Annotated in this window: 14 protein-coding genes; 7 read left to right on the top strand and 7 right to left on the bottom strand. The window is 65.7% G+C overall.

Annotation, left to right across the window (positions count from 1 at the left end):
- Window positions 1-277: 277 nt before the first annotated feature.
- The 4 genes from RKP46_RS16640 to RKP46_RS16625 are packed head-to-tail and all read right to left on the bottom strand — an operon-like array spanning window position 278 to window position 5067.
- Window positions 278-2719 (bottom strand): ATP-binding protein, encoded by a 2442-nt coding sequence (locus tag RKP46_RS16640; protein ID WP_311107656.1) that lies wholly within the window; start codon window positions 2717-2719, stop codon window positions 278-280.
- 11 nt (window positions 2720-2730) lie between these two features.
- A complete protein-coding gene (locus RKP46_RS16635; RefSeq protein WP_311107655.1) occupies window positions 2731-3342 on the bottom strand; it encodes a DUF1638 domain-containing protein in 612 nt (203 codons plus the stop codon).
- The gene (locus RKP46_RS16630; RefSeq protein WP_311107654.1) at window positions 3342-4364 is read right to left on the bottom strand and encodes a uroporphyrinogen decarboxylase family protein; all 1023 of its coding nucleotides are present in this window, start codon (window positions 4362-4364) and stop codon (window positions 3342-3344) included. The genes RKP46_RS16635 and RKP46_RS16630 overlap by 1 nt, the downstream gene beginning before the upstream one ends.
- Window positions 4357-5067, bottom strand: a complete 711-nt coding sequence (locus RKP46_RS16625) for a cobalamin-dependent protein (protein ID WP_311107653.1) — start codon at window positions 5065-5067, stop codon at window positions 4357-4359. The genes RKP46_RS16630 and RKP46_RS16625 overlap by 8 nt, the downstream gene beginning before the upstream one ends.
- A gap of 527 nt (window positions 5068-5594) precedes the next feature.
- Here RKP46_RS16625 and RKP46_RS16620 point away from each other — a divergent pair.
- From RKP46_RS16620 to RKP46_RS16600, 5 genes are all read left to right on the top strand, one after another.
- Window positions 5595-6341 carry a phosphatase PAP2 family protein gene (locus RKP46_RS16620; RefSeq protein WP_311107652.1) on the top strand — a complete coding sequence of 249 codons (747 nt, stop codon included), beginning with the start codon at window positions 5595-5597 and terminating at the stop codon, window positions 6339-6341.
- 23 nt (window positions 6342-6364) lie between these two features.
- Complete coding sequence (gene ubiA / locus RKP46_RS16615; RefSeq protein ID WP_311107651.1) at window positions 6365-7270, top strand: 4-hydroxybenzoate octaprenyltransferase; 906 nt, start codon at window positions 6365-6367, stop codon at window positions 7268-7270.
- Window positions 7267-7695, top strand: coding sequence for a cytochrome C (locus tag RKP46_RS16610; RefSeq protein WP_311107650.1), 429 nt, complete (start codon window positions 7267-7269; stop codon window positions 7693-7695). The genes ubiA and RKP46_RS16610 overlap by 4 nt, the downstream gene beginning before the upstream one ends.
- A gap of 12 nt (window positions 7696-7707) precedes the next feature.
- The gene (gene ubiD / locus RKP46_RS16605) at window positions 7708-9171 is read left to right on the top strand and encodes a 4-hydroxy-3-polyprenylbenzoate decarboxylase (protein ID WP_311107649.1); all 1464 of its coding nucleotides are present in this window, start codon (window positions 7708-7710) and stop codon (window positions 9169-9171) included.
- A gap of 95 nt (window positions 9172-9266) precedes the next feature.
- On the top strand, window positions 9267-9668 hold the full coding sequence (locus RKP46_RS16600) for a hypothetical protein (RefSeq protein ID WP_311107648.1): 402 nt from the start codon (window positions 9267-9269) through the stop codon (window positions 9666-9668).
- A gap of 64 nt (window positions 9669-9732) precedes the next feature.
- Here RKP46_RS16600 and dacB read toward each other — a convergent pair whose 3' ends face one another.
- The 3 genes from dacB to RKP46_RS16585 all read right to left on the bottom strand — a co-directional run bounded on the left by dacB (window position 9733) and on the right by RKP46_RS16585 (window position 13436).
- Window positions 9733-11157 carry a D-alanyl-D-alanine carboxypeptidase/D-alanyl-D-alanine-endopeptidase gene (gene dacB, locus RKP46_RS16595; RefSeq protein ID WP_311107647.1) on the bottom strand — a complete coding sequence of 475 codons (1425 nt, stop codon included), beginning with the start codon at window positions 11155-11157 and terminating at the stop codon, window positions 9733-9735.
- Window positions 11158-11226: 69 nt separating this feature from the next.
- The gene (locus tag RKP46_RS16590) at window positions 11227-12705 is read right to left on the bottom strand and encodes a CHAD domain-containing protein (protein WP_311107646.1); all 1479 of its coding nucleotides are present in this window, start codon (window positions 12703-12705) and stop codon (window positions 11227-11229) included.
- Window positions 12706-12743: 38 nt separating this feature from the next.
- Window positions 12744-13436: a Crp/Fnr family transcriptional regulator gene (locus RKP46_RS16585; RefSeq protein ID WP_311107645.1), complete on the bottom strand. Its 693-nt coding sequence runs from the start codon at window positions 13434-13436 to the stop codon at window positions 12744-12746.
- Window positions 13437-13674: 238 nt separating this feature from the next.
- Between RKP46_RS16585 and RKP46_RS16580 the strand changes: the two genes are divergently transcribed.
- Window positions 13675-15039: a cbb3-type cytochrome c oxidase subunit I gene (locus tag RKP46_RS16580; RefSeq protein WP_311107644.1), complete on the top strand. Its 1365-nt coding sequence runs from the start codon at window positions 13675-13677 to the stop codon at window positions 15037-15039.
- On the top strand, window positions 15036-15321 hold a 286-nt coding region (locus tag RKP46_RS16575; RefSeq protein ID WP_311107643.1), incomplete at its 3' end, for a TlpA disulfide reductase family protein. The genes RKP46_RS16580 and RKP46_RS16575, both read left to right, overlap by 4 nt.

Raw genomic sequence — 15321 nt, 5'->3', positions numbered from 1 at the left:
CGCTCGCCAGCCGAGACGGTAGGCTGCTGCCACGGCAAAGCCCGCGGCCGGCCAGATCGGCATCGGCAGAATCCCACCGCGCTTGAACAGCGCCCAATTGAGCCACGAAATCGCCCAGTAGGCGAGGCTCACGCCGGCGACGATGAGGAGCATGCGCCATGGCTCGTCGGGCAGGGTCAGGCGGCCGTCCTGCCTGGCTTCCGGCGGCGCCAGTACGGCCGGCCAGCGCAAGGCTGGCGCTCCCCTCGTCGAGTTGTGGTTGATCACCTGAGCCTCTTTACTCGCGGCACAAGGCCCGTTCGATCGGCTCGAAGTCGAAATTGTCGGCATGGCTGCGCAGCGCCTGGGCGAGTGCCGGATCGTACTCGCCGATCTGCCCGATCAACGTGGTGATGCGCGTGGTGTCGAGCGTCAATAGCGCGTCGGCCAGTTCGCCGCGCAGTTCTTGCGGCAGCGCCGCGAGTGCTGCGCTGTTCAACGCGCCTGGCGACAGCGCAGGGGGTAGCGGATGTGCACTGGGTCGGCGCAGAAAGCGCGCGCCGAGATGACGTTGCAGGCAGCCGAACACCTCGGCCAGGCGCAGTGGTTTGTGCAGGACATCGTCCATCCCCGCCGCCAGCATCTCGCTCCGCTGTTCGGCGAACACCGATGCGGTCAGCGCGACGATCTTTACTGTTGCGCCCCCTTCCAACGCGCGGATGTGCCGGCTGGCCTCCAAGCCGCTCATCACCGGCATGCGCTGGTCCATCCAGATGAAGTGGGGCCGCCATTGCTGGAAGCATTCGACGCCTTCGGCGCCATTTGCCGCCCGACGCACGCGGAATCCGGCGTCTTCCAGCAGGCGGCTGAGCAGCAGGTTGCTCTCCGGCTGATCCTCGACGACCAGAATCCGCCACTCGGGCTGGCCCGGCGCCAGCGTCAGCAGCTCGTCGCCCGCCTGTTGCGGGTCGGACACGTCACTCGCCGTCGCGAGCTCGAGCGGCAGGTCGATCCAGAAACGGCTGCCTTGTCCGACGCGGCTGCTCATCCCGAGCCGTCCCCCCATCAACTCGACGAACTGGCGGGTGATCGCCAAGCCCAGCCCGGTACCTTTCTGGTCGGAAGCCGGGCCTGCCTGAACGAAAGGCTCGAACACTCGCGCCTGGTCTTCCGACGCAATTCCCGGGCCGGTGTCTTCCACCTCGATCAGAAGCCGCGGCGCGCCGCCGTCCGCTGCCGCGTTGACGCGCAGGGTGACCTCGCCGGCTGCGGTGAACTTGATCGCGTTGCTCAGCAGGTTGACCAGGAGCTGGCGCAGTCGGGTCTGATCGCCCCGGATGTAGCGCGCGACACGCGGCGAGCGCTCCAGCTTCAGCGTCAGGCCCTTCTCCTGCGCACGCTGGCGCATCATGCCGACGACGTCATCTACCGTCGCCGCCAGATCGAGCGGGAGCTTGACCAACTCGATACGTCCGGCTTCGATCTTGGCCATGTCGAGAACATCGTTGATCAACCCGAGCAGGTGTTCGCCGCTGCGCTTGATGATGTCCAGATACTCGAGCATCTGTTCGCTCAGCCCGGAATTCTGGCGGAGCAGCGCCGAAAAGCCGAGGATGGCGTTTAACGGGGTGCGCAGCTCGTGGCTCATGTTGGCGAGGAACGTGCTTTTTGCCCGGTTCGCCGCTTCGGCACCTTCCTTGGCGGTCTGCAGTTCCGACGTGCGCGCCGAGACCAGTTCTTCCAGGTGAGCCCGGTAGGTACTCAGCTCGGCTTCGGCGTGCTTGGCGGCAGTGATGTCGCGATTCAGACCGGTCATGCGCAGTGCGTTGCCGGTGGTGTCACGCAGGACCAGGGCATCCGCCTTGACCCAACGCAGCGTGCCGTCCGGGCGCAGGATGCGGAACTCGGTGTTGAAATCCCGCTCACCTTGCAGCGCCGCCTGGCATTCGCGGTAGGCTCGCTCACGGTCATCCGGGTGCAGGCTGTGTTCCCAGGTGCTCACGTCATTGGTGAAAGCCTCCCGGCTGATGCCGTACAGGTCGAGCATGCGCTCGTCCCAGAGCATCGCATTGGTGCGCACATCCCAGTCCCAGATGGCCAGGCGGCCCGATTCGGTGGCCAGCTTGAGACGTTCCTCGCTCTGACGCAGTTCCACTTCCAGGCGTTCACGTTCGGTCAGCTCGGTGCGCAACTGCTCGTTCATCCGGCGCAGCTCGGCCGTGCGTTCGCGGATGATGTGCTCCTGCTGTTCGTAGAGGAAGGCGTTGCGCAGGACCAGCGCGAGGACCGAGGACAGCGTGTCAAGCAGCTTGGTCGTGGACGCCAGCTTGGCGTCATCGGGGAAGCCGAGCAAGAGCATCACGCCGACCCGATGAACACCGACGCTCAGCGGTATCGCCATCGACAGGCCGAATCCCTCTGCACGCAGGATCTCGGCCTCTTCCGAAGTTTCATCCGGCGACCAGGTGCAAATCGCCTGCAGCTCGCGCGTGATCCCGCACAGGCGACGGAATCCGGCCGATGCCGCCCAGCGCTGGCGGCGGTGCGGGTTGACGCTGATCAAGCGGTCGCCGCCGGTCGGCAGCGCATCGTCGTACTGCACGAAGACGACACAGCGTACGCCGGTCAGGGCGCGAATCTCTTCGGCCAGACAGGCACCCAGGTCGCCTGGATGATCTGCCCGTTCGAGGACGTTGCTCAGGATGTCCATGGTCATCACGGGCAACGCTGGATCGCGCATGGTGGTCTCCACTAGTCGGGTGCGGCCAACGCGTCGAGCCGCTGCAGTGCGTCCTCGATGACCGCGCGCAAACGATCGAGCGAGACCGGCAGGATTTCCCATGGCAAGCCGCAGTGGCGGGAGACCGACTGCAGTCCCTGCTCGGGGATCGGCGTCACGCCAGTATCCAGGTAGAGCAGGGTGTTGTGCGAGTCGCGCATCAGGCTGGTGGCGTTGTCGCGATTCAAGCCCAGGTCGCGCCGGAAGTAGCGGTCGCCCTGTGCCGCCCATTCGGGGAGCAGAAAGAACGCGCCAGCGCGCAATAGCCGCACGTACTCCTTGTGCCCAAGGACCATCTCGGCGCAGTTGCCGCCGCGCGTACGCGCGACGCCCGGTCGTGATTCCAACTCGCCCATGCCGGGAAAGCATTCCCCGTAGACGAGAACCACGCGGTGGCCTTGGCGCAGCTCGTTGTCGACGACCATTTCCAGCCGGCAACCGAGCTTGACCGGGTTCATGTGCAGCATCGAGCTTTGAAAGGGGACCTTCAGATGGGGCCAACACGTCTTCCACAAGTGGGTGACCTCGGCGCGAAACACCGAGCAGGTGACCAGGACGACCGGACTTTGCGGCGAAGGCGTCATCAGCGTTCGCTCGCCCAGGACTCGACGGCGCGCCGTACGGCGTGAATGTTTTCCGGCGGTGTGTCGAGCCAGAGGTCAGCCCCCGAATTGCACAGGATGAAGCGCGGGTCGTCGCGCCGATCTTCCAGAACCGCGCGGCAAGTGGCTTCGACCTCGCCGCTGGTCCCCTGGCGCAGCAAGCGAACCTCGGGTCCGCCGAGCAGGATCGGCTGGCGGCCAAGCAACGTGCGTGCCTGACTCAGGCTGTCGGCCGAAGCGAGGCTGAAGCCGCCGACCGCCGGCAGGTCGGCGAGCAGGTCGAGGTGCGGCAGCAAGGGGGGGTCGAGGTGGTGCAGCGCGACCGGTCCGCGCAGTTGCGCCAGAGCCTCGGCCATGATTGGGCGCGAAAACTGCTCGGCGATCGTCCGTGGCACGATTCCCGGCGAGGCAAACGCGCACGGTAGTATTACGTAGGCCGCACCGTCGTCCAGGTAGCCGTTCGTCATCGTGACGAAAAACGGAATCAGGCTGCGCGCGATGCGCTGCGCCGCGGGGCGGTCGAAGAGCACGGTGTCCATCCAGGCGTCCATGCCCATGACCAGCATCGGGATGTCGACCGGCGTCAGAAACAGGGCAGCGACGGGCACCTGATCGCGGTGTTCGGCGACCATGCGGCGCAGCGCCTCGCGCACGAAAACCAGATGTGGCTGCCGCTCGGGGTCGGGAATGTTCAGGTCTTGCCATTCGCCGGCCGATTCGATCGCCGGTTGGGCAAGCGTCGGCGCGTTGCTCGTCAGATAGCGCAGCCTGCCGCCAAAAGCCGCCCCGATCAGGGCAACGGCCACCGGCGCGAAGAGCACGTCGGGCTGGAAGGTCTCACGCACGGCCGACTGGCCACGCGCGTAGGCGAGGGGGTCGGTGTAGTGCTGGTCGAGCGGGCAAGCCGTCAGGCGCGCACCGTAGAGGCTGAGGACCAGCGTGAACAGGCGCCGGTCGGTCGGCTGGTCACGCAGCAGGTTGGCGAACCGCATAGCGCTATGCATGGCTCAACTCCGCCTGTAGCGAGGCTTGCCAAAGCCGGTCGAAGAGGGCGGGGGCGGCAAACATGCTGCTCGCCGTACCGTCGCCGCCAACGTCCTCGGCCAGACCCGGCATGACCAGGAAGACAGCGCCACCGACGGCCAGTTGTATTCGACCGCGCAGACCACGCGCGTCGATTTCCTGGCGCAAGGCGCGGATACCCTGTGCGGTGGTCATCGTCATCGCCGAAACGCCAATGATGCGCGCGCCGGTGGCCAGTGCCTGACCGATGAATTCCTCCGCCGGGACATCGTTGCCAAGATCGTGGATGAGCCAGCCCTTGGAGCGCAGCATCGTAGCCACCATCCGACGCCCGAGGGCGTGAAAGTCACCCTCCGGATTGCCGAGCACCACCGGGCCCTTTGCCGGTTCGTCGTGGTCGCTGGCTCCCGGCTGATTTACCGCCCGGGTGAGCATGTCCTCGGCTACCTTGGCCGCGACGTAGGCCTGAGCCAGGGTATGTTTTTCGCCGGTGATCGACTCGCCGATGCCGATCAGCGCCGGTTCGAGAAGTTCCTTGAAGACTTGCTCATAGCCGTGATGTGCCGCCCACGAATTGAGGAGCGCGTTCGCTCCGGCTCGGTCAGCCTGCTTGATCAGGCTGACTAGCGACTGTCGAACCTGCGCCAGCGTCGGCGCGGTCTCGTTGCATAGTTCTAACGACATCAGCTTGGTCTCATCCAACGTTGTGCGAATTCGGCGCGCCGGAAGGTGCTGCCGCTGCGCCCTTGCCGATTCGCGCGAGATCTGCCGCTGGCCTCGCCGCGTCGGAAAGCGCTCGGTAGCGGCCGGATCGGTGCTGCAGGACTCGTTGCTCGCCGCTCGGCACTGCACGGTGACTTTGTTGTCGCGCAAGCGGCTCGTTCTCGCCGGCTGCCTTTCCCGATCCAACTAACACAACGGCAGGAACGGTGAGCAACTTGAGGCGATATCCGCGTGGCGGGCGCACTTTGTGCAGCCGGAAGGGGGAGAACGTGGGCCGGGGGCCCGGGCGCGACAGCGCGCGCTGGCGAGCGAGCTGGATTTCCCCTCGCCCGGGCAAGCGACGACTTTCCTCCGCGTCGGGAAACCCGGCATGCGCGACGCAGCGGAAGCGGGGGGCGGCAAGCTATAGTATAGTGGCGCTCGCCCGCCGAACGTCAGCGAGCGCCTTGGTGCTTGCGCCGACCCCGATCTAAGGAAATTCGCTACCGATGCCCGATGCCGCAGCCCCGATCCCACCCGGGATAGCGCATCCCGAGTCGCCGGACGCGCTGTCGCCGTGGCTGGCGGTCGTTCCTGCGCTGCTGCTGGCAGCCCTCGTCCTGATCGACACGGCGCCGATCGATTTCCTCGTCGAAAGCTGGTTCTACCAGCCTGGGATCGGTTTTGTCGGCCGCCACGTGTGGCTCGTCGAGACGCTCATGCACGACATTCTCAAGAAGGTCATCATCGGCTTCGGCGTGCTCCTGGCGCTTGCCTGGCTGTTGACCTGGACGCGTGGCGAGTGGCAGCGCTGGCGCCGGCCGCTCGGTTATCTGGTTGCCGCGATCGGCTGCGCCTCGCTGGTCGTCACGCCGCTCAAGGAATTGACCGGGGTGCACTGTCCCTGGGACCTCGCGCAGTTTGGCGGCCGCTACGCGTACGTGCATGTCGGCGGCGCCGCGCCCGAGGGTCAGCCGGCCGGCCACTGCTGGCCGGCGGGGCATGCGGCCAGCGGCTTTTCGCTGCTCGCCCTGTTCTTCTTTCTGCGTGACGAGCGGCCGCGGCTGGCGCGCCAGGTGCTCTGCGCAGTACTGCTGTTTGCCTCGCTGATCGGTGCTGGCCGGATGATCCAGGGGGCGCATTTCCTCTCGCACACCGTTGCCACCGGGTTGATCGACTGGCTCATCTGCCTTGCCCTTTACCGGCTGCTGCTTTATCGCAAGGCGCCGGGCGCAGTCGCGCCAGCCGCCTGCTGAGCACGCGCCAGGCTTGCCGAAGCATGGACGACATGGCAGCAGCGAGTGGGAAATGGCGCGAGCGGATCGTTCTCTACGAGCGCCTGATGCGGCTCGACAAACCGATCGGCATCCTGCTGCTGCTCTGGCCGACCTTGTGGGGCTTGTGGCTCGCCGGCCGTGGTCAACCCGACTGGCGGGTCGTCGTGATCTTCGTTCTGGGTACCGTCTTCATGCGCTCGGCGGGCTGCGTGATCAACGACCTGGCTGACCGTGACTTCGATCCGCACGTTGCACGCACGCGCCACCGTCCGCTGGCCGCCGGACGCGTTTCGCCGCGCGAGGCGCTGCTGCTGTTCGCCGGACTGGTCGCCTGCGCGGTTGTTCTCGTCCTGCCGCTGCGGAGCTGGCTGATGGCTGGCCTGTGCGCCGCTGCCCTCGCGCTGGCGGTGAGCTATCCGTTTACCAAGCGCTTTCTTGCCGTCCCGCAGGCCTACCTGGGCGTCGCCTTCGGCTTTGGAATTCCGCTGGCGTATGCGGCGCAACTCGGTCGAGTTCCGCCAGAGGCCTGGTGGCTGCTGCTCGGCAACGTCTTCTGGGCGATTGCCTACGACACTGAATACGCCATGGTCGACCGCGCCGACGATCTGAAAATCGGCATCCGGACTTCCGCGATCACCTTCGGGCGCGCCGATGTCGCGGCGGTGATGTGCTGTTACGCGCTGGCGCTGGGGTTCATCGGGCTGGTCGGACATCGTGCGGGTTTGGGTCGCGTCTTCGACCTCGGCCTGTTCGCCGCTGCCGGCATCGCGGTTTACCATTACCGCCTGATCCGGATGCGTGATCCCGCTCGATGCTTCAAGGCATTCCTGCACAACAACTGGCTGGGCGCCAGCGTGTTTGCCGGTATTGCGCTCGATTATCTGTTTGCGAAAGGAATTGCAGGATGAAAGTCGCCGTCTTCTGTTTGCTGATGCTTGCTGCCGCGCCGGCTGCCGCGGCCGAGGATGCGCGTCAACTGGCAGCGATGCCAGCCGCCGCACAAGCGACGCTGCGGGCAGAAATGCGCGCCAACATGGTGGCCTTGAACGAGATTCTCAGCCTGGTGACGACCGGCAAACTCGCCGAAGCCGGCGCGCTGGCGGAAAAGGAGCTGGGCGTGTCGGCCATGGGCAAGCATCGCGCCTTGCCGTTCGAGGCGCGTCCCGGGCCGCACATGCCGCCTGCCATGCATGCCATCGGGATCGAAGGGCACCAGGCGGCGAGCGCCTTCGCCCGCCTTGCCACGGCCGGCGAGCGGGACAAGGCGATCGCCGCGTTGCCGTCGCTGACCGCTGCCTGCGTCGCCTGCCACCACGCTTACCGCATCCGCTGAGGCGGTGCCGGCATGAAGTACGACGATCTGCGCGATTTCATCGGACAACTCGAACGCCTGGGCGAACTCAAGCGTGTCGCCGTCGAAGTAGACCCACGCCTGGAGATGACCGAGATTTGCGACCGGGTGCTGCGCGCCGGCGGGCCAGCGCTGCTTTTCGAACGGCCGCGCGGGCACCGCATGCCGGTGCTCGGCAACCTCTTCGGCACAGCGCGCCGGGTCGCGCTCGGCATGGGCCAGGAATCGGTTACCGCCTTGCGCGAGGTGGGCAAGCTGCTCGCCTACCTGAAGGAGCCCGAACCGCCGAAAGGCTTGCGCGACGCCTGGGACAAGCTGCCGGTGCTCAAGCAGGTGCTCAACATGGCACCGCGTCTGCGCTCGTCGGCAGCCTGCCAGGAGATCGTCTGGGAAGGCAGCGAAGTCGATCTGTCGCGCCTGCCGATCCAGTTCTGCTGGCCCGGCGACGCTGCGCCGCTGATTACCTGGGGCCTGACGGTGACGCGCGGGCCGCACAAGACGCGCCAGAATCTCGGCATCTACCGCCAGCAGGTGATCGCGCAGAACAAGGTGATCATGCGCTGGCTGGCGCATCGCGGTGGGGCGCTCGATTTTCGCGACCACTGTGCGGCCAGCCCGGGGCAGCCGTTCCCGGTCGCGGTGGCGCTCGGCGCCGATCCGGCGACCATCCTGGCTGCCGTGACGCCAGTTCCAGACAGCCTCTCGGAGTACCAGTTCGCCGGCTTGCTGCGCGGCGCCCGGACCGAGGTCGTCAAGTGCCTGACGTGCGACCTGCAGGTGCCGGCGGCGGCGGAAATTGTTCTCGAAGGTTACATCGACCCGGCCGAAAGCGCGCTCGAAGGACCCTATGGCGATCACACCGGCTACTACAACGAGCAGGCGCGCTTCCCGGTGTTTACCATCGAGCGTCTGAGCATGCGGCGCGAGGCGATCTATCACAGCACCTATACCGGCAAACCGCCAGACGAGCCGGCGATGCTGGGCGTGGCGCTGAATGAAGTCTTTGTGCCACTTCTGCAGAAGCAGTTTCCCGAAATCGTCGATTTTTATCTGCCGCCCGAGGGTTGTTCGTATCGTCTGGCAACGGTCAGCATCCGGAAGCAGTACCCCGGCCACGCCAAACGCGTGATGTTCGGCATCTGGAGCTTCCTGCGCCAGTTCATGTACACCAAGTTCATCATCGTCGTCGACGACGATGTGGACGTACGCGACTGGAAGGAAGTCATCTGGGCGATGACGACACGCGTTGACGCAGCACGCGACACGCTGCTGGCGGAGAACACGCCGATCGACTATCTCGACTTCGCCAGCCCGGTTGCCGGTCTCGGCAGCAAGATGGGCATCGACGCGACCAACAAGTGGCCCGGCGAGACCTGTCGCGAATGGGGCAGGCCGATCGTCATGGAACGTGCCGTGCGCGAGCGTGTCGACGCGCTGTGGGGCGACCTCGGGCTTTAGCCGCCGCGCCGCGGGCGGCTGACGATGGCGTCCAGGCGATCAAACTTGACATCGTTCGACCTGGTGGCCAGCCGGGTCGCTACAGGAGATGAGAAATGAGACAGGATTTAATTCCGGCCGCCAACATGGACGGTCCGCGCGCCTGGTGCCACGTGATCTACGGGCTGCACGCGCTGGCCGTGATCGTCGGCGTTACTGGCGCCGCGACGGTCGCCGGCGCTTTCGTCTTCGGCGTTCCCTCGCTGCTCGCCGTCATCCTCAATTACGTCAAGCGCGACGAGGTGCGCGGCACCTGGCTGGACAGCCATTTCCGCTGGCAGATCAGGACCTTCTGGTTTACCCTGGGGTGGCTGCTGGTCTACTATCTGTTGATCTTCACCCTGGTTGGCATCCCGTTGGCATGGGTGCTGATCGTCATCCTGGGCGTCTGGGTGGCGTATCGCGTCATTCGCGGCTGGCTGGCGCTGGGTGAGGGGCGGTCGGTCGGCGGGGAGTGAACGGCGCATCCGCCGATCACCGAGAGCGCATCGGCCGACCGCAGGGCGCAGCCAGTCGGGCGGACTAGCGCCGGACCAGCCAGCCCAACAAGGCATCAATTACCGGTTTGCCGAGTCTGGCCTTCGGATCGTTGATCAGACAGACGACGATCCAGCGTCGCTGTCGGCTGTCCAGCGCATAGCCGGCGATGGCGCGCACACCCTCGAGGTAGCCGGTCTTCAGGTGCGCACGTCCGGTTGTCGAGCTGTCGTTGAGGCGTTTGCGCAGCGTGCCGTCGACGCCGGCGAGCGGCAGCGACGAGATAAGTTCAGGCATCACCGCGCTCTGCCACGCGGCGCGCAGGATCTGCGCCAGGCTGTCGGCCGAGATGCGCTCGCTGCGCGACAGTCCGGAGCCGTTATCGAGCACCAGTTCAGGCGCCGGCAGCCCCTTGGCGTGTAGCCAGGCGCTTATCCGTCGGCGGGCACCGTCGGCCGTCGCCGGCCGATCCGCGTCGAGCGTCAGGAACAACTGGCGCGCCATGACGTTATTGCTGAACTTGTTGATGTCGCGAATGACCTCGCCGAGTGGCGGTGACTCCTGCACGGCCTGGACCTGCGCGGTTGCCGGCGTACGGCCTTCGCGCACCCGCCCGGCAAGGCTGCCACCGAGTTCGCGCCAAAGGGCGCGAAACAGCGACTCCACTTGCTCGTTGGCCGGCCAGGGGGCCAGGTGCAAGGCCTTTTCGCCGCAGGCAGCCGGAAAAACTCCGCTCAATTCAAGCGTGCGGCCGCTCACCTGCGTTCTGATCTGCTCGCGCCAATCACCACAGGCTTCGCGTCCGAGTTTGAGGTGGTTGTCGATGCGCAGGCCATCGGCTGGGGTGTCGACGATGACCTTGACAGCTTTGCTCGCCGCGTCGGCCTGCAGGTTCAGGCGAATGCTCTTCAGGTTGACGAGCAGGGCGTCGGGGCCCGCGTTGTACGGGCGCAGCGGCTCGTTGTCGAAATCACCGGGATTGTGCGCTATCGGCGCGAATGCGCTGCGGTCGAGAATGACATCGCCGGCGATCTCGCTCAAGCCGCGCGCGCGAAGCTGACGCAGCAGCAGCCAGAACTGTTCGAGGCCGAGCTTGGGATCGCCGCCGCCGCGCAGGTAGAGGTGACCGTCGAGCCTTCCGGTGTTCGGCGCGCTGTCGCTTAGCGCTTCGGTGCGCCAGGTGTACGCAGGGCCGAGCAGTTCGAGCCCGGCGTAGGTCGTCACCAGCTTCATGACCGACGCCGGATTCATCGGCTGGCGCGCATTATGACTGACCAGCGGCCCACCCCCGTCGACCGACTGGACGACGACAGCCAGCGAGCGGGCTGCGATGCCGCTCTCGTTGAGCGCCTGGGCGACCGCTGCCGGCAGTTCGGCAGGCTGGGCGATCGCCCCGGCAAACGAGGCAAGCAGCACACACCCGAGCCACCATCGTCCGGCCGTGCCTCGCCCGGCGCTGGCGCGGTTCACCGCTGGCTTTGCCGTGCGGCGCCGGCGGTCGAGGCGTGCGGCCTGGCGGTGCGCTTCAGATGGCGCGGCTCAGGCATGTTCCCAGGGCGGTGGATGGCTGAGGAACTGTCCGAGCAGTGAGTCGAGCTGGCCGAGCATCAGGTCGCTGCGTCCAGCCAGCCAGCCGCGCACCAGATCGCTCGGGTGATCCGGCAGGGCGTCGATGGCAAGTTGCTCAGCCACCGCGATATCGTTCATCCGGCCCAGCAGGTCGAGCAGGCCGGCGGCACTCTGGTGGTAGCGCTGCATGCGGCGAGCCGGGAAGAGGGGAGCAAAGAACTCCAGGGCGTAGCGCAGGCGTTTGAGCGCGACGCGCAGCGCGTGGCGTGCTTCGGGCGTACCATTCTTCGTTTCGTTGGCCAACTCGGCGACACGCTTGGCACGCTTGTTCAGCGAACGCGGTACGAAGGCGGAGACGGGCGGCTTCTTGCTTTCGGGCAGGGCGAGCGTAGCGGCGGTGAAGGAGAGCAACAACTGGGAATAAGGCTGCGCGGCGATCGCTTTCTGCGCCGCCTGGCGGCAGCCGGTGAGTTTGCGGCGCGCCTGGTCCGCCAGGCGCTGCACATCGGCGTGCTCGGGAAAAGCCTGCTGGATCGGCGGCAGGATCTCGGTGATGAAGACATCCCAGTTACGCGTGTCGCCCATCGCATTGGCCAGCGTCCGCCAGCGTGGATCGAAGTCAGTGACGTAGTCTGCCGGCAGTAGCGGGCGCCAAAGGCGGATCGCTGAGCGCAGCCGACGGATGGCGACGCGCGCCTGATGAATGAATTCGGGCGCATCGGTTTCGCGTACGCCGCGTTCGTTGCCTTGCAACTGGGCGAGACACGAGAATGCGGTGGCGCGGAAAATGCCGACCGTGGACATGCCCATCTGAAGCTCCGCGTTCGCTGCCCGACATGGCAGCAGGCGCTCGTCGGCGGCCAGGCGGTAACCGCGTTCAGCCTTGCTGGCGCCCTCGGGATGCATCGGCAGGTCGGCTTGCAGGGCGAGGGCAAGGGCAAAGAGATCGGCCACCTCACCCTCGAGCAGTTCCAGTTCGACCTCGCAGATGACCATCTGGCGGTCGCCGGCGACGATCTTGCCACGATCGAGCGCCAGCTCGATGCGCTTGCCCTCCTGCGGTGTGATGACCCAGAGTGATCGGGTGAAGTCGGTGGTGAACACGGGAGCCAGTTCAGGCAGGGCGTCCTCCAGGAAACGACGCACCTTCGGACTGTCGACGTGCGAGAAGTCGAACTCGCCGGGTTTTCCGGCCACTTCCCATTCGCGTCGCTGGGCAAGGCCGCCGGGCAGGGGCGCATCGCTTTTCACGGTGAGCAGCCATTCGCTGCCTTTCTGTCGGTAACGAACGGCCAGGCGCTTGCGCTGCAGGCGGCGATCTGGCGTGTCGTAGTAGGTGTTGATCAGCTTTTGTTGCAGCGGCTTGTCGCCGCCGAGCAGGTGATGTGCCGGTAGTCGCCGGGCAGCGCTCGCCGTCAGGCTGAGCTTGATCTCGGTTTCCAATGCCATGTTCAATGTCTCCTGGTGGTGTGGTGAGGGCCTGGACGTCAGCGGTCGTAGGACCGTAGCTTGTCGACGTCCGGAATGTGGATGACCCGGCCTTCGACGACGATCAGCCCTTTCTCGGACAACTCGTGCAAGATGCGCGAGAAGTGTTCCTGCGTCAGGTTGAGCCGTGAGGCGATCACTCGCTTGTTGGTCGGGAGGGTGACGGTGATCACCTTGGCGCCGTTCGTCAGATGGTCGCGCAGCAGGTAGCCGATGATGCGCTGGCGACCGGAGTGAAGCGAATACGATTCGACATCGGTGATCAGATGATGCAGCCGCCGCGATAGTCCGGCGATCATCTTGCGACCCAGCTTGGGGTCGGTGTCGAGTTCATCGAGGATCGCGGTTTTCGCAATGTGCAGAAGGAGCGAATCCGACAAGGCCTGCGCATAGACCATGTACGGTTTGTCCATGAACATCACGGCTTCGCCGAAGGTCTGGCCCTGTCCGAGGATGTCGACCACTTTTTCGCCGCCCTGCGGCGAAGTGAAGGCGAGCTTCATCTGCCCGTACACGATCAGATGAAAACCGGTAGGCATGTCTCCCTTGTGAAACAGGATGTCACCCCGTCCGGCGACAACTTCGCGTGTGCCCCGCGCCAGGCGTGCGATTTCTTCAGTGGCCAGTTCGTTGAACAGAGGCACGTGTGCCAGCAACGCTTCAATGTTGATGCTGTGTGGGTAACAGTGCATGCTCTTTGTTTGCAAGGGTCGGCGCCATCCAAGTCGAAACTCAATAATATTCGCATTTGTCACGCCGCGCGGCAAGCCACTCGCGCGTGCCATCGATGTCGCGCCGGACTTGACATCGGCAAGTCGACCGCTGGCTCGCTCGGCAGCGGTTGCGCCGCGCGAGAACACTTCAAGCGCAGCGTGCCTGGCCAGCGTACGGCGGTCTATAATGCCCGGTTTTGTCTGACGCGAGGCGGCCATGGGTGGGCAAGCGGTAAACGAGTCGTTGGCGAGGCCGTCGGCGGTCACGGTCCATGCCGGCACGCCGGTCAGTCTGGCGCGTGCCTGGATGTGGCTCGGTGTTCTGGCGTTGATCGGCTCGGGCCTGCTTGCCGTCCTGCTGGTCCTCTCGCGTACGCCGGGCATCCAGGATGTCTTTCCCCTGAAGGATTTGTTTCGTGCCGCCCTGGTGGTGCATGTCGATCTCTCGGTTGCGGTCTGGTTCATGGCCTTTGCTGCCGTCGTCTGGTCGGCGATCGGTGGCGGCGGCCTGACCTGGCTTGCCTGGAGCGGTTTTGTGCTGGCTGCGCTGGGCACCGCGCTGATGTCGGTTTCGCCCTTTTTTCCTGGCGCCGAGCCGGTGCTCAACAACTACATTCCGGTTCTCAGGCAACCGCTGTTCTTCGCCTCCTTGTGGCTTTTCGGGCTTGGTCTGACGTTGACTGTGGTGCGCGCGCTGATCACCACATGGCCGCTGCGGTGGACGGGCGAGCCTTTACGCCTGGGCGCTTTCCTCGCCGCGTTTGCCGCCTTCCTGGCGCTGGCCGCTTTCTATTGGTCGTGGGCGCTGGTGCCGCGCATCGAGGAGACCGTCTACTTCGAGGTCCTGTTCTGGGGTGGCGGACATACCCTGCAGTTTCAGCACAGCCTGCTGATGGTTGTCACCTGGCTGTGGATCAGCACGCATCTCAGGCAGCCACTGCCCCTCTCGGGCCGTGCCCTGAGCATGTTCTTCTGGCTCGCCGCGTTCCCGCTGCTGGCGGTTCCGGCGATCTACCTGCTCGTTCCGGCAGGTTCGTACGAGCACATGGACCTCTTCGCCCGGCTGATGATCTGGGGGCATCCGTACATGGCGCCGCTCATCGTGCTGGCCGCGCTGCTGCTCTGGCGGGTGCGGAGCGTGCCGGGCGATCCGGCAAAGTCGGCTTTCGTCGCCTCGTTCGTGCTTTTTGCTCTGGGCGGCGTGCTCGGCTATCTGATTCAGGGAGTGAACGTCGTCATCCCGGCGCATTACCATGGATCGACCGTCGGGGTGACTCTCGCCTTCATGGGACTGGCTTACGTCCTGTTGCCGCAGCTCGGCTTTGGCCGCGCCGAAGGGCGGCTGGCGCTCTGGCAACCCTATGTCTACGGCGCCGGACAGTTGATCCATGTCGTCGGGCTGGCCTGGTCGGGTGGCTACGGCGTGCAGCGCAAGGTTGCTGGAGCGGAGCAGATGCTGGTCAGCTTGCCGCAGAAGATCGGCATGGGGATGATGGGCCTGGGCGGACTGATCGCGGTCATCGGTGGCCTGATGTTCGTCCTCGTCTGTCTGCGCGCGATGAGCCGGCGTCGTTGCGCATGACACGCTCGACGGCATTCCGGCTGGCGCTGGCCGCCGGTAGCGTGACGCTGGCGACGATCGGGCTGCTCGGCTACCGGCTGATCGCGGGTACGCCTGGGGCGAGCGACGGCTTGCCGCCGGTTGGCGCGGCCGCGCGCGCCCTGACGCGCGAGGACGCGCAAGCGACGGCGCAGGCGGTTTTGCGCCTGCGTCTGAACGATCTCGACGGGCGGCAGCAGCCGTTGGCTCAATGGCAGGGCAAGGTGCTGGTGATCAATTTCTGGGCGAGCTGGTGCGCGCCTT

Origin of the sequence: Accumulibacter sp. (genome assembly GCF_031732815.1) — a bacterium.
GTDB lineage: Bacteria > Pseudomonadota > Gammaproteobacteria > Burkholderiales > Rhodocyclaceae > Accumulibacter.
The sequence above is the reverse complement of the archived record's forward strand: the minus strand, read 5'-3'. Positions and strand labels throughout refer to the sequence as shown.

Bases quoted from the DNA above. Each gene is read 5' to 3' on its own strand.
- RKP46_RS16585 (WP_311107645.1), bottom strand. From the start codon at position 13,436: ATGCACTGTTACCCACACAGCATCAACATTGAAGCGTTGCTGGCACAC.
- RKP46_RS16610 (WP_311107650.1), top strand. From the start codon at position 7,267: ATGAAAGTCGCCGTCTTCTGTTTGCTGATGCTTGCTGCCGCGCCGGCT.
- RKP46_RS16580 (WP_311107644.1), top strand. From the start codon at position 13,675: ATGGGTGGGCAAGCGGTAAACGAGTCGTTGGCGAGGCCGTCGGCGGTC.
- RKP46_RS16590 (WP_311107646.1), bottom strand. From the start codon at position 12,705: ATGGCATTGGAAACCGAGATCAAGCTCAGCCTGACGGCGAGCGCTGCC.
- ubiA (WP_311107651.1), top strand. From the start codon at position 6,365: ATGGACGACATGGCAGCAGCGAGTGGGAAATGGCGCGAGCGGATCGTT.
- RKP46_RS16625 (WP_311107653.1), bottom strand. From the start codon at position 5,067: ATGTCGTTAGAACTATGCAACGAGACCGCGCCGACGCTGGCGCAGGTT.
- RKP46_RS16600 (WP_311107648.1), top strand. From the start codon at position 9,267: ATGAGACAGGATTTAATTCCGGCCGCCAACATGGACGGTCCGCGCGCC.
- RKP46_RS16630 (WP_311107654.1), bottom strand. From the start codon at position 4,364: ATGCATAGCGCTATGCGGTTCGCCAACCTGCTGCGTGACCAGCCGACC.
- ubiD (WP_311107649.1), top strand. From the start codon at position 7,708: ATGAAGTACGACGATCTGCGCGATTTCATCGGACAACTCGAACGCCTG.
- RKP46_RS16635 (WP_311107655.1), bottom strand. From the start codon at position 3,342: ATGACGCCTTCGCCGCAAAGTCCGGTCGTCCTGGTCACCTGCTCGGTG.
- RKP46_RS16620 (WP_311107652.1), top strand. From the start codon at position 5,595: ATGCCCGATGCCGCAGCCCCGATCCCACCCGGGATAGCGCATCCCGAG.
- RKP46_RS16640 (WP_311107656.1), bottom strand. From the start codon at position 2,719: ATGCGCGATCCAGCGTTGCCCGTGATGACCATGGACATCCTGAGCAAC.